Annotated in this window: 9 protein-coding genes; 6 read left to right on the top strand and 3 right to left on the bottom strand. The window is 71.9% G+C overall.

What is annotated here, in order from left to right:
• The first annotated feature begins 190 nt into the window (after positions 1-190).
• The 5 genes from ACZ62B_RS15890 (at position 191) to ACZ62B_RS15870 (ending at position 10,932) form a co-directional block, all read left to right on the top strand.
• Complete coding sequence (locus ACZ62B_RS15890; RefSeq protein ID WP_469690727.1) at positions 191-3,934, top strand: sigma-70 family RNA polymerase sigma factor; 3,744 nt, start codon at positions 191-193, stop codon at positions 3,932-3,934.
• A 52-nt stretch (positions 3,935-3,986) separates the two neighbouring features.
• Complete coding sequence (locus ACZ62B_RS15885) at positions 3,987-7,115, top strand: helicase-related protein (protein WP_344558597.1); 3,129 nt, start codon at positions 3,987-3,989, stop codon at positions 7,113-7,115.
• Positions 7,112-8,962, top strand: a complete 1,851-nt coding sequence (drmB, locus tag ACZ62B_RS15880; RefSeq protein ID WP_344558599.1) for a DrmB family protein — start codon at positions 7,112-7,114, stop codon at positions 8,960-8,962. The genes ACZ62B_RS15885 and drmB overlap by 4 nt, the downstream gene beginning before the upstream one ends.
• On the top strand, positions 8,959-10,044 hold the full coding sequence (locus ACZ62B_RS15875; protein ID WP_344558601.1) for an AAA family ATPase: 1,086 nt from the start codon (positions 8,959-8,961) through the stop codon (positions 10,042-10,044). Before drmB ends, ACZ62B_RS15875 begins: the two co-directional genes overlap by 4 nt.
• A gap of 447 nt (positions 10,045-10,491) precedes the next feature.
• Positions 10,492-10,932: a hypothetical protein gene (locus ACZ62B_RS15870; RefSeq protein ID WP_344558603.1), complete on the top strand. Its 441-nt coding sequence runs from the start codon at positions 10,492-10,494 to the stop codon at positions 10,930-10,932.
• 37 nt (positions 10,933-10,969) lie between these two features.
• Here ACZ62B_RS15870 and ACZ62B_RS15865 read toward each other — a convergent pair whose 3' ends face one another.
• The 3 genes from ACZ62B_RS15865 to ACZ62B_RS15855 all read right to left on the bottom strand — a co-directional run bounded on the left by ACZ62B_RS15865 (position 10,970) and on the right by ACZ62B_RS15855 (position 15,837).
• The gene (locus tag ACZ62B_RS15865; protein ID WP_344558605.1) at positions 10,970-11,884 is read right to left on the bottom strand and encodes a YceI family protein; all 915 of its coding nucleotides are present in this window, start codon (positions 11,882-11,884) and stop codon (positions 10,970-10,972) included.
• 469 nt (positions 11,885-12,353) lie between these two features.
• Positions 12,354-12,953, bottom strand: coding sequence for an HD domain-containing protein (locus tag ACZ62B_RS15860; RefSeq protein ID WP_344558607.1), 600 nt, complete (start codon positions 12,951-12,953; stop codon positions 12,354-12,356).
• A gap of 28 nt (positions 12,954-12,981) precedes the next feature.
• Positions 12,982-15,837 carry a type 1 periplasmic-binding domain-containing protein gene (locus ACZ62B_RS15855; RefSeq protein ID WP_344558609.1) on the bottom strand — a complete coding sequence of 952 codons (2,856 nt, stop codon included), beginning with the start codon at positions 15,835-15,837 and terminating at the stop codon, positions 12,982-12,984.
• A gap of 311 nt (positions 15,838-16,148) precedes the next feature.
• Between ACZ62B_RS15855 and ACZ62B_RS15850 the strand changes: the two genes are divergently transcribed.
• A complete protein-coding gene (locus tag ACZ62B_RS15850) occupies positions 16,149-16,688 on the top strand; it encodes a hypothetical protein (RefSeq protein WP_344558611.1) in 540 nt (179 codons plus the stop codon).
• Positions 16,689-16,893: the final 205 nt, after the last annotated feature.

The raw sequence follows: 16,893 nt of genomic DNA, 5'->3' as shown, positions 1-16,893 counted from the left end.
CCGCGTCCTGTCCTGCCCGGACGGACGGGAACCCCCTCACGTGTCGCTGCGCCCACCCATCGTGACAGAGGGGAAGCGGCGGCGGACGACACCGTACACGAGGGGCGGTCGAATCGGTAGGCGATGGCACGTTGACATCATCAACGCATCGAGCCTACCGTGAGGCCGAGGAAAGTTGTGGGGTGAACGAATGACGCAGTGGTCTGCGGCCGACGCCGGATCGTCCGGTCTGCGTGCGGCGCTCGGTGGGGTGCTGGCGCGGCTGCGGCGTGCGGCCGTGGACGGTGTCGTCCCGGAGCACGTCTTCATCGAGAGCGTGCGGGCGCTCGCGCTGGGAGACGCCGAGCGGGAACGGCTGCGTCAGGAGCTGGCCCGGCTGGGTCTGCCCGTGAGGGAATTGCAGATGCACACAGGGGGTGACCAGCGGGGTGGTGAAAAGGTTGCACAGGATCGTGCAGAAAATGTGTTCCCCCGTCTGTCGCTCGTACAGAACCTGCTGGCCCGCTACGCCGACGCCGACGGGTACGTGACCTCGCGAGTCGTCGACGGCGTGGTCCGGCTCGCCGGGCTCGGCGCGCACGAGGCCGCTCAGCTCCGTGCGAGGGCTCTGGTGAGGGATCCGGAGGGGGAGCCGGGCGCCGGGAACGGGGAGGAAACCGACGAGCCGGACGCGTCCGGCGACATGGAGGACGCCGAAGTCGAGGCGCCGGACCCGGAGGGGGACGCGTCCGCGGGGGACGTGTCACGAGGGGACCTCGCGGAGTCGGTGGCCGCGGCGTACGCCGTTCTGGACACCGACCGACGGGTGCGGCGCCCCGGCAGCCGGTTGCTGAGCGCGCAGGCCGAGGTCGGCCTGGCCGTGCTGCTGCGTGGCGGGACGGACCGCATCGCGCAGGAACCGGAAGAGGACGAACTGAAGGCCCTCCCTCCCGAAGACCTCAGAATTCGTGCCCGGGACTGCCTCGTAGTGCACAATCAGCGACTCGTGCACTCCCTGGTGCGGCCCTACCTGGAGCAGGGGCTCGACTACGAGGACCTGCTCCAGCACGGCTTCCTCGGCCTGCTCAGGGCGGCGCGGAAGTTCGATCCGACCATGGGCAACAAGTTCTCCACCTACGCCACCTGGTGGATCCGGCAGTCCATCACCCGGGCCATCGCCGACGAGGGCGCGCTGATCCGCATCCCGGTGCACATGCACGAACAGATGCGGAAGGTGGCCAGGGCCGAACGTGCCCTCGCGGCCGAGGGACGGCGTGCGGGCGACGCCGATGTCGCGGTGAGGTGCGACATGACCCTGCAGAAGGTGCAGGAGATCCGAAAGCTCACCCGACGCACCGACTCCCTGGACCGTGTCATCGGCGACGGCGCCACCCTGGCGGACTTCGTGGCGGAGACCCATGTCCTGCCGTCGGTGGAGCGGCAGGTGGTGGGAGCCATGTTCGCGGAGGACGTCCTGGCCGTGGTGGACACGTTCACCGAACGGGAGGCGCGGATCCTCGTGCGGCGGCTCGGCCTCGACGGGGACGAGCCCTCGACCCTGGACGACCTCGGACGTGAGTTCGGCGTCACCCGGGAACGCATCCGGCAGATCGAGGGCAAGGTCCGGCCCGTGCTGCGGGAGCGGGTGCGCGAGGCGGGACTCGTCGGTCTGGACGAGGCGTGCGAGAAGGCCGAGCGCGCGGCGGAACGCGCCGCCGAGGCCAAGAGGGCGGCACGGATCGCCCGTGCCACGCACGCGGCCCGCACCGCCCGGGCTCGGATCGTCCTGCGCAAGGCCAGGGCGGAGCGCCTCGCCCGGGTCACCGAAGAGCAGGCCGCGGTGGCCGCGGCTCCGATGCCGACCCCGGTGGCGGCAGACAGGGAGGAGGGCGGCGACACGCCTGTCACCGAGGCGAAGCCGGAGCCCGCCGTAACGACCGTCCACCGGGAGAGCGCCCCCGCCGAAGCGGTCGCCGACGCCGATGAGACCATCGATGCCGATGAGACCGTCGATGCCGGGACGGCGCCGGACGTTGTCGCCGCCGACTGGGAGCGCGCCTGCCGGATGTCGGAGGCGCCCGTCGACCGGCTCTGGTGGCTCGCCGACTACGCACGTGCGGCGCTGGGGGACGACGGCCTGGCGGCGGTGCTGGGGCAGCCGGCCGCCGACGCCGTGGTGCGGGACGCCCACGAGAACAACTACCTTTCGCGTCCGGTGCTGACCGCGCTGGAAGTGCTGCGCCGTGTCTTCGACGCCTTGGTGGCGGCCGGGCAGCGGCCGGAGGACTTCTTCGACCGTCCCGCCGAAGCGCTCGTCGGGGCGACGCCCCGTGACTATCTCGAGCGCAGGCCCCTGGTGAACCGTGAGTCGCGACTGGCCGTACGGGACGTCCTGCGGGAGTTCCTCGCCGTGGTGGCGAAACCGGCGGAGCCCGAGAGCGGGCAGGTACCGGAGCCCGAGAGCGGGCAGGTACCAGAGCCCGAGAGCGGGCAGACACCGGAGCCCGAGGTCACACAGGTGCCTGGCTCCGAACCGGCATCGGTGCCGGAGACGGGACGACCGGCGGAGACCACCGGCCCGGCCGGTACACCGCAGATCACCGCCGACTGGGACAAGGCCCTGACGCTGACGCGGCCACCGCTGGGCGGAGGAGTGGTCTGGCTCGCCGAGTACAGTCTGCTCGCCTTGGGACATCTGCAACTGTCCGTACTGCTCGGCTCCTCCGCCACGGACGCGGTGGTGCGCGCCGCGCGGCAGCGGGGGACACTCGACCGGCCCGTGGTCGAAGCCCTCGAAGTCCTGCGGAAGGTCCTCGACTCCGTCAAGAACGCGGGGCTGCGGCCCGAGCACTTCTTCGAGCGGCCCGCCGGAGCGCTGGCCGGGGCCACTCCCCGGGCGTACCTGGCCACAAGACCGCTGGTGAGCGCCGAGTCGCGCCTCGCCGTCGGTGCCGTCCTCGAGGAGTTCGTCGCGGCGCGCCCGCCACGGACCGTACCCGCCTCCGGGAGCGGCGGCGCCGGTGTGAGCACGGTCGCGGAGCAGGCGGCCGACACGGCAGGCGGGCGCCCGGCGGCCCCTCCCGCTCCTTCCACGCCGGTCGAGCCACAGCCTGCCGCCACCGAGCCGTCACTTACCGAGGTCCGCGCCCGGCACGAGGCCCGGCTCGCCCTGCTGACGCAGGAGAACGAGCTCCGGCTGGACCAGGAACGGAGCCGTGCCGACGAACGAGTCGCGGCGGTCCGCGCGGCGGCGGAAGCACAGCTCGACACACTGGAAGAGGAGTTGCTGCATCGTGCTGACAAGTCCTGGGACCGGCGCGAGCGGCACCTGCGGCGGCAGGCCGAGGAACACGTCGCGCGTCTGAAGGCACAACACCGTGAGGCGTACGAGGCGTTGCTGCGCAGAGCCGAGGAGGCGGAAGAAGCCGCCCGGGAGGCGGCCGGCACCGGGCAGCGGGCGCACGAGCTGGAGCAGCGGCTGCGCGAGTACCGTGAGGGTGCCGAGGCACGCATCGGGGACCTCGAGGCACGGCTGAGCGAGGCCCGGGCGGTGGCCGCCGAGCGCGAACGTGCCGCCGGGGCGTGGGTGGCCGAGCTCGAGACCCGCGTGCGGAAGGCCGAGGCGGCGCTCGACGAGCGGGAGCGTGCCGCGGCGTCGGCACGGGAGGAGTACCGCGAGGGTGCCCGACTGCGCGTCGCCGAGGTGGAGGCACGCCTGCGGGAGGCCGAGAAGGCCGTCGCCCAACGGGACCTGTTCGTCGAGGCGGCCCGGCGGCGAGCCGAGGAGGCCGAGCAGGAGGCGGCCCGGCGCATCGCACAGAGCGAGCACGACGCCTGGCTCCGCGTCGACGCCCTGCAGACGCAGCTCAGCGAGGTACAGGCACAACTGGCCGCAGCCCAGGAAGCGGCTGACCGCGGTCGCGGCTCCCTCCGGGACCGCTGGCGCCGGTCCTGAACCCGCCGCCACCCACTCACCCCACTCCTCTCTCATGAACACCAGGAATCCCATGGACCCCAGACAGGAACTCGTCTCCTACCTGCGGCGGCAGCTCGTCGGTCCGGTCGACGGCGACGACGAGACGCTCGACGCACCGCCCGACCGGCAGTACCTCATGGGCACCCTCTATCCGCAGGAAGCCGACCTGCAGGGACAGTTGGATCTCGCCAAGGAGGAGTTCGACGGGGCCGGCACCGAGCGGGGGGCCGAGGACACCGCGCCGGCGGGCGACCCCGTGCCGGAGTCGAACTCCTGGCTGCCGTCGTCCCTCGGATTCAGCTTCTACACCGACGCCGAGACCCTCGAGGTCGAGTGCTCCGCCGCCCGTTACCGCACTCAGTCGCGCAGCGGCCAGCGCGGCCGGACGTGGCAGCGGATCGCCATGCCGGCCGAGACGCACCTCCTCGGCCCGGACCGGGATCAGGTCTCCGTCCTGGACGCCCGAGCCGAGCTGCGCGTCACACGCCGCGACTTCGGCAACGGGAAGCTCGTTACTGTCGCCCTCGTCAATGCCGCCCGGTACGACTCCGCCCTCGGGAAGAGCGCCCACTGGGACGGAATGCTGTTCCAGGTGGAGCTGCGGGCCCGGCCCGTCGACGGGCAGGTGCTCCAGTACCCGAGTGTGCGCCTGGCCAGCAGGGACCCGGAGGAACAGGAACTGCGCCTGCAGTACCGGCATGTGCGCACCCATGCCGTCGGCCACGGGTGCGCCGTCGAGGAACTGCGGGACGGCGACGACCGGACGGTGACGGGACTTCGGGCGGCCGTCATGCCCGAGGCGGAGGTCACGGGCGTACGAGCCGCCGGACTCACCGACACCCCGGTGCTCAGTCTCGCCCACCTCGCCGACCCGGCCGTTTCCGTCGATCAACTACGGGAAGAGCTCTTCGAGTTCGCCTCCGCGTACCGGGCCTGGTACGTCGGTCAGCTCAACACCGAGGTGCCCGAATGGGGCCGTGAGGCGGCCGAGCGCGTCCTCGGACGGATCGGCGCCGCGGTCTCCCGCATCGAGTCCGGCGTACGCACCCTCTGCGATCCCCGACGCCCCGAACTGCTGCACGCCTTCCGGGCCGCCAACCACGCCATGGCCCTGCAGATGCGCCACTCCGCCGCCGACCTCGCCGGCACCCGGCGCCCCCGCCGCGACGACGGTGTACCGCCGGACCCGCGGCCGTACGCGGACGCCGCCTGGCGCCCCTTCCAGCTCGCGTTCTTCCTGCTGGCCGTCGACGGTGCCGTCGACCCCCGGCACCCGGACCGCGCCGTCACGGACCTCATCTGGTTCCCGACCGGTGGCGGCAAGACCGAGGCGTACCTGCTGCTGGCCGCGTTCGTGATGGTGCTGCGCCGGGGCGGACCCGACGGCGGGGGCACCGCAGTGCTCAGCCGTTACACGCTCAGCCTGCTGACCACCCAGCAGTTCCAGCGTGCCGCGACGACCGTGTGCGCCCTGGAGTCCATGCGCCGGGCCGACCCGGCCACCTACGGCGCCGAGCCGTTCTCCATCGGGCTGTGGGTCGGTGAGACCACCACCGCGAACAGTTACGACAAGGCGCGCCGCGACTTCGAGAACGCGCGCGAGGCCGCCACCCCGGACGACGTGTTCATCCTGGACCGCTGCCCGTGGTGCGGCACGCGCGTCCTGCCCGCCCACAAGTCGCCCGACATCGACGACTACGGGGTGCGCGCCGCCGCCGACTCCTTCGCCTTCTTCTGCCCCAGGGACGAGTGCCTCTTCCACGACGAACTGCCCGTCGCCGTCGTGGACGACCACCTGTACGACCGTCCGCCCACCTTCGTCCTCGGCACCGTCGACAAGTTCGCCCGCCTCGCCTGGGAGCCACGTGCGGGACGACTCTTCGGAGCCGGCACCGGGCACCGGCCGCCGTCCCTCGTCATCCAGGACGAACTGCACCTGCTCACCGGTCCGCTCGGTACCACCGTCGGCCTCTACGAGTCCGCCGTCCTCGGACTGTGCGCCGCTCCGGACGGCACCGGGCCCAAGGTCGTGGCGTCCACCGCCACCATCCGCCGCTCCGGTGAGCAGGTCCGCGCCCTGTACGGGGGAGACGTCCAGCTCTTCCCGCCCGCCGGACTCGACGCCCGCCACTCCTACTTCGCCGAGCCCGACACCTCCCGGCCGGGCCGTCGCTACGTCGGTGTCATGGCCCAGGGACACACCGCCGGCCGTGCCTCCGTCGCCACCGCCGCCGCCCTGCTCCAGGGCGCCTGGGAACTGCCCGAGGAACACCGGGACGCCTACTGGACCCTCGTCGCCTACCACCACAGCCTGCGCGAACTGGGCCGCACGGTCACCGCCGCCGCCGACGACATCCCCGCCCAGCTCGCCGGACTCGACTCGGGCAGCGGCGTACGTCCCCTGCCGGACCAGCAGGTCGAGGAACTCACCAGCAACCTGCCGCGCTCCGAGCAGCCCGTGCTCCTCGACCGGCTGGAGAAGAGCTGGGACGACACGAGGTCGGTGTCCTTCCTGCCCTGCACCAACATGCTGTCCGTCGGCGTCGACGTGAAGCGGCTCGCACTGATGCTGATGCAGGGCCAGCCCAAGACGACCGCCGAGTACATCCAGGCCACCAGCCGCGTGGGCCGCCACGCCGTACCCGGACTCGTGGTGACCTTCTTCAACGCCACCCGCCCCAGGGACCGTTCGCACTACGAGACCTTCGACGTGTACCACCGCGCGCTCTACCGGCATGTCGAGCCGACCAGTGTCACTCCCTGGTCCGTGCCCTCACGCCGTCGCGCCCTGCACGCCGTGCTCGTCGTTCTCGTACGGCACAGGCTCGGACTCGCGGCCGAGAACCAGGCCGGCCGGATCCTCGAGCGGACGCACGAAGCGGAAGCACTCGTGGACGAGTTGGCCGCCCGGGCCGAAACCGCCGAACCGGGGGCCGGTGAGCCGGTGCGCGAGGAGCTCGCCGGGCTGCTCGCCAACTGGGAGGACCTCGCGCGCCAGGCCCGCAAGGACGGCCGCGAGCTGTACTACCGCAGTCAGGGCAAGGGCCAGTCCAACCTCATCAAGAGCTTCGAGCAGGTCCACGGCCTGTGGGAGACACCCAACTCGATGCGCAACGTCGACCGGGAATGCCAGGTGACAGTGAAGGGAGCCGACCTGTGAGCCGCACACTCCGGGTACGTCAGTCGCAGACCGTGGTGCCCTTCGGGGCCGGGGCCGTCTTCGACATCCAGGGCGAGTCGTTCGTCGCCACCGGCATCGGCGACTGGCCGTCCCGCGGCAGACAGCCCATCGACTCGCCCCGCCTCGCGGGCCGCCTCGGCGTCTCCGGCTTCCACGCCGCGCCCGCCACCGCCAACGACCGCTTCGACGTCGCCGACGCGCCCGGAGCGCCGTACATCCGCTTCCCCTCCTGGCTGTTCTGCGGCGCCTGCCGACGGATGAAGCGGTGGCGGATCGCCGACGAGAAGCGCGGCCAGGCACCGCGTTGCCCGTCCTGTTCTCCGGCTCGGACGCTGGCGCCGATGCGGTTCGTGCAGATCTGCCAGGCCGGGCACCTCAGCGACGTCGACTGGTGGTTCTGGGCGCACTCGCGGCGTGACGGGGGCGAGCGGCGGCAGTGCGGGGAGCGCGAGAAGCTGCGTTTCCTCGTCTCCGAACGGGCCTCCGGCCTCGAAGCGCTCTCCGTCGCCTGCACCGCGAAGGGCTGCGGAGCCGTCCGGGACCTGCTCGACATCCTCGGCACCCACGGTATGCGCTGCTCGGGACGGAACCCCTGGCAGCGTGCCGGTGAAGCCGTCGAGTGCCCGCGCCCGGTGCAGATCGTGCAGCGGACCGCCGGCAACCTCTACTACCCGATCGTGCACTCCGCGCTCGACATCCCCGAGACCGACGTCCCCGCGCACGCCGACGACGCGCTCGCGGACCAGGTGCGCGAACACCACCTCTGGGTGTCGCTGTGCCGTGACGCCGCCTCACCCCGTGCCGCACTGTTCCGGCAGATGATCCAGGAGGACACGGGAGCCGACGACGGCCTGCTGGACGCACTCCTGGCCGAGGAGACGGGCGGCACAAGCCCGAGCGCCACCGCTGCCGCACCCGACGGCCCCGCACGGCCCGACCTGAGCCGGGAGGAATGGGCCGCCTTCACGGCACCCGCCCCGCCCGCCACCCGTGACTTCGCCCTGCGCGAGACCACGCTCGGCCTGGCCGGCGAGACCGATGAACCCTGGGCCGGTCTCGCGAGCCGCTTCGGCCGCGTCGTCCTCGCCGACCGGCTCCGCGAGGTCCGCGCCCTGTCCGGCTTCACCCGGGTCTCCCCGGACGCCGTCGTCGTCCCCGCCGACACCTCGCGCCGGCTGAAGTGGCTGCCCGCCGTCGAGGTCTTCGGCGAGGGCATCTTCCTCACCCTCGACCATGGCGCGCTGAAGGACTGGGAGGAGGACCCGGACGTACGCAGACGCGTCAAGGGCATGCGGGCCGACCTCGACCGCTCCTTCCAGAAGGACCGTCTGCAGAACGTGACCGGCCCCGAACTCTCCCCTCGCTTCGTCCTGTTGCACACCCTGGCCCACCTCGTGATCCGCCAGCTGTCCTTCGAGTCCGGCTACACGACGGCGAGCCTGCGCGAACGGATCTACGCCCGCCCCGAACAGGACCAGTACGGCATCCTCGTCTACACCGCGGCCGGGGACGCCGAAGGCACCCTCGGCGGACTGGTCCGCCAGGGCGAACCACCGCGGCTGGCCGAAACACTGCTGCGGATGACCGAGTCCGCCGCCTGGTGCTCCGCGGACCCGCTGTGCGCCGAACACTCCGGGCAGGGCTTCGGCAACCTCAACCGGGCCGCCTGCCACGCCTGCGCCCTGCTCCCGGAGACCAGCTGTGAGGCCGGCAACAGCCTCCTGGACCGGGCCCTCGTCGTCGGCGGCGAACGGGTCCCCGGCTACCTGCAGTCGATCGTCACCGCCGCCCGCACCGCCGCGGCGGGCGCCCTGGAGCAGCAGTGACCATCACCTACCTCGACCTCGACCCCGACCAGCGGTCCGGCCTCGACGGACTCCCCTTCGACGGCAACCACCTGGTCAGCGGGGATCCGGGCAGCGGCAAGAGCGTGCTGGCCGCGCAGCGCGCCGCGATGCTCGCCCTCACCGGCACCCCGGTGGTCCTGCTGACCTACTCCAACCTGCTGCGCCAGTCGCTCGCCGGCACGGTGCACACCCTGGGCCCCGCGGACCGCTCGGTCCGCGTCATGACCGCACATCGCTGGCTCGCCGACTGGTACGGCGCCACACCACCCGCCGGCGGCGACGGCTGGTACGACTGGGACGCCCTGCACAACCGTGCCGCCGAGACCGCCTCCACCGTCGGACCCACGCTGGTCATCGACGAAGGGCAGGACCTGCCACCGCAGTTCTACCTGCTCTGCCGCATGCTCAAGGCCCGTACGACCGTCTTCGCGGACCAGTGCCAACGGCTCACCGACACCAACTCCACCCTCGACGAGATCGCCCGCAACCTCGGCCGGTGCACCCACCACGAACTCGTCGGCAATCACCGCAACACCGAGCAGATCGCGTCCTTCGCGGCCCACTTCCACACCGGTGCCGGCACGCCGGTCCTGCCCGGCCGCCAGGGACCGGCGCCGCGCCTGCACCGCTTCCACGAGCGGGGCGTCGCGGACCTGCTCGTCCTGCTCGCCGAGACGCAGCCCAAGAAGAGCATCGGCGTGATCGCCGCCACCAAGCACACCCAGTTCTCCCTGCTCGGCAGCATCCAGAACCGCGCGCCGCGTCTGAAGCCCCAGCTGTACACGTCCGAGTCCAAGGGCGGTCAGTACCGCAACCTCGACCTCGGCCGTCCCGGCATCGTGATCGTGCACCGTCGCAGCGCCAAGGGGCTCGGCTTCGACACGGTCGTCATCCCCGACACGCACGCGGACGCGGGTACGGACCCCACCTCCGCCGCGCTGCGCATGTCGTACTACGTGATGGCCACCCGCGCACGGCAGGAACTCCACCTCGGCTACGAGGGGGAGTCCGAGCCACCTCTCCTGGCCCGGGTGAATCGCGGGGAACTGCAACGAGGGTAGAACGGTCCGTGAGAGCGCGCGGGAACGTGGGGTGTTCGGCTCGGCTCGGACCGGTGGCGCAAGCTCTGCTCAGTCCGACTCCGCAACGCGGTACCTGACGGGCCGGTCCTCCGCCTTCACCAGCAGACCCTCGTTCGCGAGACCGCGGAGGATCCGCCGAGTGCGCTCGTCCCGCGGATCGTGCCCCGCGTCGCGCGGTGCGCGCAGGCCGGGCACTTCCGCCACACGCCCTCGGACACGGCACGCGCGCTCACCGAGTGGCCGGGGCCGAAGAAGGATCCGGCTCCGGCCTTCTTGGCGCAGCCGCACCAGCAGGTGCCGGTCGGGGGAGGCTGGGAAGAGACTTCGTCGGCATGCGGTCGCAGTAGATCGACGGACGTGACGGTTCGGGGTTCTCGCCGGGGCGTGGGGGAGGACACCGGCACCGGGACTCGTAACCTTCTGATCGTGGCAGACATCTACGAACTCCAGCTCACGCTCGACCTGCCGGGCTCGCTCCCGCCGCAGGACCTCGCCCTGCTCCGCTGGCACCTGGGAGAGGAGGGCGGCCGGCAGGAGGACGGTTATGAGTACCCCCTCTGGGGAGACCGGGGGCCGGCGCTGCGGATCGGGGGCGCGCTGGTCGGGGAACTGTGCTCCGACGGGCCGCAGTGGGCGCTGACCGTGCGGCAGGAGGCGCATCCCGACGAGTTCGACGATCTGCGCAGGATGGTGCTGTGGCTCGGCGCGCGCACGACGACCGTGGGCACCGTCGGGTACCTCCGCTTCTACGAGTCCCACGTCCCCGACGTGCTGGTCGCGGAGGCGGGAGCCGTCCGCAGCGCGGTCCTGCGGGTGGAGAAGGTCCTCGAGTCGGCGACCGAGGTGATCCCCGACCCCTACGCGTGAACCGGGGCCGCTCGAGGACCTTCCCGTCCGCGCCGGCCTACTCCGGGGGCGTGGGGGTCTCGGGGGTGCGGTACATCGCCTGGACGTCCAGCTCCAGTTGCACGGTCGGGCCGACGACCGCGATGCCGCGGGCCAGCATCGAACGCCAGTTGAGGGTGAAGTCCTCGCGGTGCAGCTCCGCCTTCGCCAGGGCCGCACAGCGCAGCTCCTGTTCGTAACCGCCGTTCACCGTGCCGAGGTACGTCGTGTCCAGTCCCACGGAGCGGCTGGTGCCGTGCATGGTGAGCGTGCCGTTCAGCGTCCACCTGGAGCCGCCCCGGTAGACGAACCGGGTGCTGGTGAAGTCGATGTACGGGTAGTGCTCGACGTCGAGGAAGTCGGCGGAGCGCAGGTGGTTGTCGCGGGTCCTGTTGCCCGTGGTGATGCTGGCGGCGTCGATGCGCACCGAGACCCGGGAGTCGTCCATGTCCGGCGTGATGTGGATGCCGCCGGTGAAGCGGGTGAAGCGTCCGTGGACGTGGGCCATGCCCACGTGCTTGGCGATGAAGCGGATCGCGGTGTGCGGCGGGTCGAACAGCCAGGTGCCGGGCGGCGGCAGTTCCAGTTGGCGTGCGGGCAGCAGCGCGACGCGCGCCGGGGGGAGGGCGGCACCGGCGGTTATGTCGACGTTGCTGCGGGCCGGGGTGAGGCCCTCCGCCGAGACCATCACGCTGTAGGAGCCGGGCGGGAGCGCCGCCATGAACAGACCGTACGGGTCGGTGGTGCCGTGGGCGGCGACCCGGTGGCTGTCCAGGGCGGTCACCGTGACCTCGGCGCCGCCCAGGGGCTGTCCCAGGGGGTCGACGACCTCGCAGCCGTACGCGCCGGCACCGGCCGGCAGGGGCAGCGAGAGGTCCGGTGCGGCGCCGGGGCCGCCGCGGGAACGCCGACGCCGGAGCAGTCCGAGGGCCATGCGGTTCACCTTTCTTCCTGCGTGTCACCACCGCGAGACCCGCACCGATGGACGTGTTCGCGGTCGTCGAGAACCGTAGGTGAGGGATTGCAGACGCGATGAAGTCAAGTATTAAACGATCATAGGGCAGGTGGGGTGGAGTGGCTCGTCGCCGGGGTCGACGTGCGGTACGGCTTGTCCGTGTGCCGGATTGGTGTGAACCGCCGCCATCCTGGCCGTTCGAGGGGGTGTGTCGCGCCCGCCGGTGGTGATTCTTTGCTTCGGTGCTGTGGCGAATGTCATCTGGAGTCGCGGAAGATTCACACGCGGCTCGCGGTCCCGTCACGCGGTCCACACATCGCGCGGGCCGCGCCGCCGCGTCGGTCCGCTCCGTCCGTCCGCGCAGAAGGGGAAAGCCCGTACGCCGCGTGAGCGTACGGGCGAGGGTGAGGGCGAGGGCGACGGCGGTGTGGTCGGCGCCCGGCAGCGCTCACGGGCGGGCGGGCGCACCCCCGTGCGGCACCGGCCGGTCGAGGTCCGGGTCGCCGAACTCCGTGCGCAGGGCCTCGAACGCGGTCACCTTGTCCTCGCCGAAGCGGCGGACGTGGGCGGCGTACTCGTCGGGGAAGAGGAAGGCCGACGGCCGGGACTTGCTGTGGAACTTGTCCGCGTACATCACCAGCCGCTCCTCACGCGTCACCGCGAGGTAGTCGGCGGGAGGAATCGGGAGGCCCTGGCGCAGGACGTCGTCCTTCGTGACTCCCACCCCGGTGTGGTGGGAGCAGAACCGGCACAGGGGCTCGGGGAAGCCCTCCCCGGCGAGGAGTTCGTGGCCGAGCAGCCCGTGCCGGATGTAGTTCTCGTGGTCCAGCCCGCCGTCGTCGCCGTAGAGGCGGTAGACGCCGATGTCGTGGAGGAGGCAGCCGGCGCGGACCAGCTCGGCGTCGACGTCGAGGCGTGAGACCGATATGAGCCGCTCGGCGACGCTCCAGACGATCTCGCAGTGCGTGTGGACGAGTTCGAACGCCTCGGCGGTGGGCGCGTGCTTCTGGTGCAGCGCGCGGATCTCTTCGGGTCCCGGAATCCTCACACGGGGAGCGTAACAACCGGTGCTCCGCTCACTCGATCGAGCATTCCCGCACAGTGAGCGGTTCGGTGCTGCCGGCCGTCCTGCTGCACAGGACCTCCGCCTTCGAGACGCCCTCGGCCGTTCTGCGGACCCGGTTGAGGACGATGCTGTGGCCGTGGCGTTCCTCGTACAGGGGCGCGTCGGTGAAGTCGATCGTTCCGGTGGCCAGGCCGTCGAGCCTGACGTTTCTGAGGTTGACCCAGGTCGCCGAGCGGCTCTGGCGTACGTCCCCGAGGCTGGCCGCCCAGTACAGGGCACGGGTGGCGTCGTGGGAGAGGGCCGTCTGCCCGCTCGTGAAGCCGGCGGCGTCGTACGTGGCGTTCCCGTCCTCCAGCCAGGGGAGGTACTTGGCGGCGTCCTCGTAGAAGGCGGTCCTGGACGCGGCCTCCTTCAGCTCGGCCAGGGCCGCGTGGTACAGCGTGATCCGCGGGGCCACGCCGTCGCGGCCGCCCGTGCCGGAGAACCTGGCCTTGCTCAGGTCGTCACCCGTGAGGATCGAGATCTGCCGGTTCGCGCAGCCCGGTTCGGTGGTGAGCTGCGTCATCAGCGGTCCGACGTCCTCGACCCGTCCGGCGAAGTAGATCACCGAGGGGACGGCCTCGCCCCGGCAGATGTCCTCCGCGTGCGACCGCAGTTCGGGCTTGCCGTTCGCCACCCGGTAGCGCCGCGCGGGCAGCATCCGGAAACCCTCCCGCTCCAGCATCTCCCCGCCGTACAGGGCCTGTTCGCTGGTGTAACGGTCCTGCGACTCCTTGGTGTCGCGGGCCAGCACCAGAGCGTGCGGGGCCCGGCCCCCGGCGCGCAGCTGCCGGGCTATGAGACCGAGTGCCTCGGCCTGGTGCTCGTCGGGAGCCGCGAGGCTGAACCAGTTGGAGAACTCCTTCGGCAGGTAGGTCGCCGAGTTGGTGCCGGAGACGATGGGCAGCCCCACCGCGTGCAGCCGGCGCGTGACGTCGGGGCTGCTCTGCAGGTCGCGGCCGAAGCCGACCACGCCGACGACGGTCGGGTCGCGGTCGGCGTACTCGGCGATCGCGTCGGCCGTGACACGCTGGTGGCCCATGTCCGAGCCGCCGTTGGCGAGCAGTACCCGCAGTTTCACCTTGTAGTTCTCATTGACCACGCGCTGGGCGAGGTACACGCCGGTCAGCTCCTCGGCGCCCTTGACCAGGGACGGATCCACCGAGGAGGAGCTCAGCGGTCCCGCGTACACCACGGTGACGTAGGCGTCGGGGTGGTCGCGCAGGACTTCGGTGTTCTCGGCGCGCACCAGTCTCTCCAGCTCCTGGAGCCGCTTTCCCTCCCCGGCGGTCCCGCCGCTCAGGTGCGCGCCGAACCGGACGTCTCCGGTGGCTATGCCGACGCACTCCGTGCCGCCGCCGGGCGCGGGACGCCGCTCGGTGTCCCGGTCGGCGGTCAGCAGACCCGCCGAGCAGTACGTCCGGTGCAGTTCGCGGGCGTGGACGACGCCCGCGGTGACGACCAGGGCGAGGACGAGGAGCAGACTGTGCGCCGACCACACCAGGCGGGCGAGGGACGGCCGGTGCCCGGCCCTGACGCACCGCCAGTCCGTCTGCCGCAGCTGCACCAGCTCGCCCGGAGGCAGCGGGATCCTCAGCACCCAGGGCAGGGCGTTCGTCCTGCTCGGGGACTGATCGGCCCGGAGGTTTCCGGCCCACTCGTCGTACCAGTGCCGCAGTCGTTGGGGGAGACGTGAGGGCTGGGGCGGGGGCTGCTGCGGCCGGTTGAGCGGAGGGTTCGCGTCCGCGCCCCGGTCGAGCAGGGGCGCGTCGCCCGCCGCCACGCTCGCCACGATCAGCAGCGGGTCGAGCTCGCTGCGCCGGCTGCGGACGTCGCTGACCGCCCTGATCAGCTCTATGCCGCCGTTCTCCCGGCCCACCCGGCGCAGGAACAGCACCGGCGGGCGCGTCCGCTTGAATCCCCGCAGGTCCCAGCTGCCGCGCCGGTGGTTGTCCCGCAGGTCCTCGAAGAGTGCCAGCACGTACAGCTGGAGGGGGAACGGGCCGCCCTCGCGCATGGCCTCGGCCACGTCGTAGGCGCGGGCCGCGATGGCCCGCCAGGAGCGGACGGGCCGCAGCAGCCGCACGCTGGTCGACTGGCGGCGGGCGGCGGACTGGAGGAACGTCGTGGTCAGGAACCACCGGCTCTCCCTGCGCAGCCACAGGAAGAGGGGAGCGCGCCCGGGGACGTGGTTGAGGCCGGCGAGGAGGATCATCAGCCCGATGCCCGCCAGGACGGCGATGTACCACTCGGGGCGGGTGAGCAGCGCGGTGAAGGCGCCCAGGACGCCCATGGGGAGGAACTGCTGCACGTCGTTGAGCAGTATCTGCCGGTGCCGGCGCGAGGGTCTGCGGGGGCGCCAGCGCTGCTTGGCCAGGATGCGCAGCAGATGTGTCTGGGCCCGCTCCCGCTGGGCGTTCCCGTCCGGAGTGCCGCCGGGGGCGGTCGGCCAGTGCTCGCGCATCTCCGGGTCGTCGGTGGCCTCCTGGAGGGCGCGCACCAGGTTGAGACGGGGGAAGGAGTAAGGGCGGTAGGAGGCGGACCGGTCGCCCCACTTCCTGGAGTCACCGAGGTCGACCAGGAGCCGCGCGGCCCGGGCGGTCGGATCGAGGTCCCCCGGCTGCGGCTCGGTCGGGGCGACGGCCAGGCGCGTACCGTGACGCTGCTGCCCCTCGCTCAGCTCGTCGACGAGTTCGGTGACCCGGTCGTCGGCGGCGGGGTCCTCGGCGTGCAGCACGATCACCGGCATCGGGGGATCGCCGGCCCGGAAGTCCTGGATCAGGGACTCCAGCTGGAGCTGGACGTCGATGCCCGCCTCGGTCGACATGCCCGGGTGACCGCCCGGACAGTCCTGTGGGAAATTCTGGTCACGGCCGTGCACGGACACCCCCCGTGGTCGTAAGACACATGTGTCGCAAGCGCCTTGCGAGGATAACTCCCACCCCTGACAACCGCCCCCGGCGCAACGGCGGTCCGTCGGGGCGGTGATGCCGTGGCCGGTGGTGTCGCCTTCGGCGGGCAGCGTCACACGATCGGGTGGTGCTGTGCGATACGGGCACGTGCGGGGCGGGCGGTCCGTTCGATCCGGTGACGGGAACATCTCCCGTCCTCCCACGACACGGACGACCGGAGGACATCATGAGCCTGCATCTCCACCGCAACCCCGACGGCACCACGACCGGGCGGAACGAGGCCACCGGCTTCACCGTGACCCACGCCGAAGAGGAGGAGGTGAAGCGGCAGTTGTACGAGGACGCGGGGTGGGCGTACACGCCGCCACCGCCTCCTGCCCCGTCGGGGTTCCACCGGTTCGCCCTGATGCACGACGAGTTCGAGCACACCGGGTTCGGGGACGAGCGGTACGCGGGGCTGAGGGCGCGCCCACCGGAGGGGTGCGCACCGGTCGACCGGGGTTGTTTCGCCCTGGAGTGCGAGCGGCCGGGCAAGACGCTGCTGGACGCGGTCGCCGGTACCGTCGCGGAGGTCCGCCGTGAGCACGGGCTGGTGATGAACAGCCTGGGTGTCGAGAAGCCGGACGAATGGTACGGAGCCGACCGGGACGGCTGTGCGGGGGTGATCGCCGCTCACCTGATGCTGACGGCGATCCACCGGGCCCGCGTGGTCGGCTACGGGCGCAAGGACCTGGTCCGGCTGCTCGACGCGGCGGGCATCGAGTAGGAGGCCGGGCGACAAGGTGCGAGGGACGGGGGCCGTGAGGCGTGCCGCGCACTGCTGCCGCGGGGCGCGTGACCGTACATCGGGATGTGTCGCCGGTCGCGACGCGGGTACGCGGCGGGCATCGAGCAGCAGGCGAGAAGGGCCGCGCTGCCCGAGCCCTCACCAGCCGTGCCACTTCCTGGTGCGGCCCCGGTCCGGGCGGGAG

This window comes from Streptomyces sp. NPDC053426, assembly GCF_055585405.1.
The sequence above is the reverse complement of the archived record's forward strand: the minus strand, read 5'-3'. Positions and strand labels throughout refer to the sequence as shown.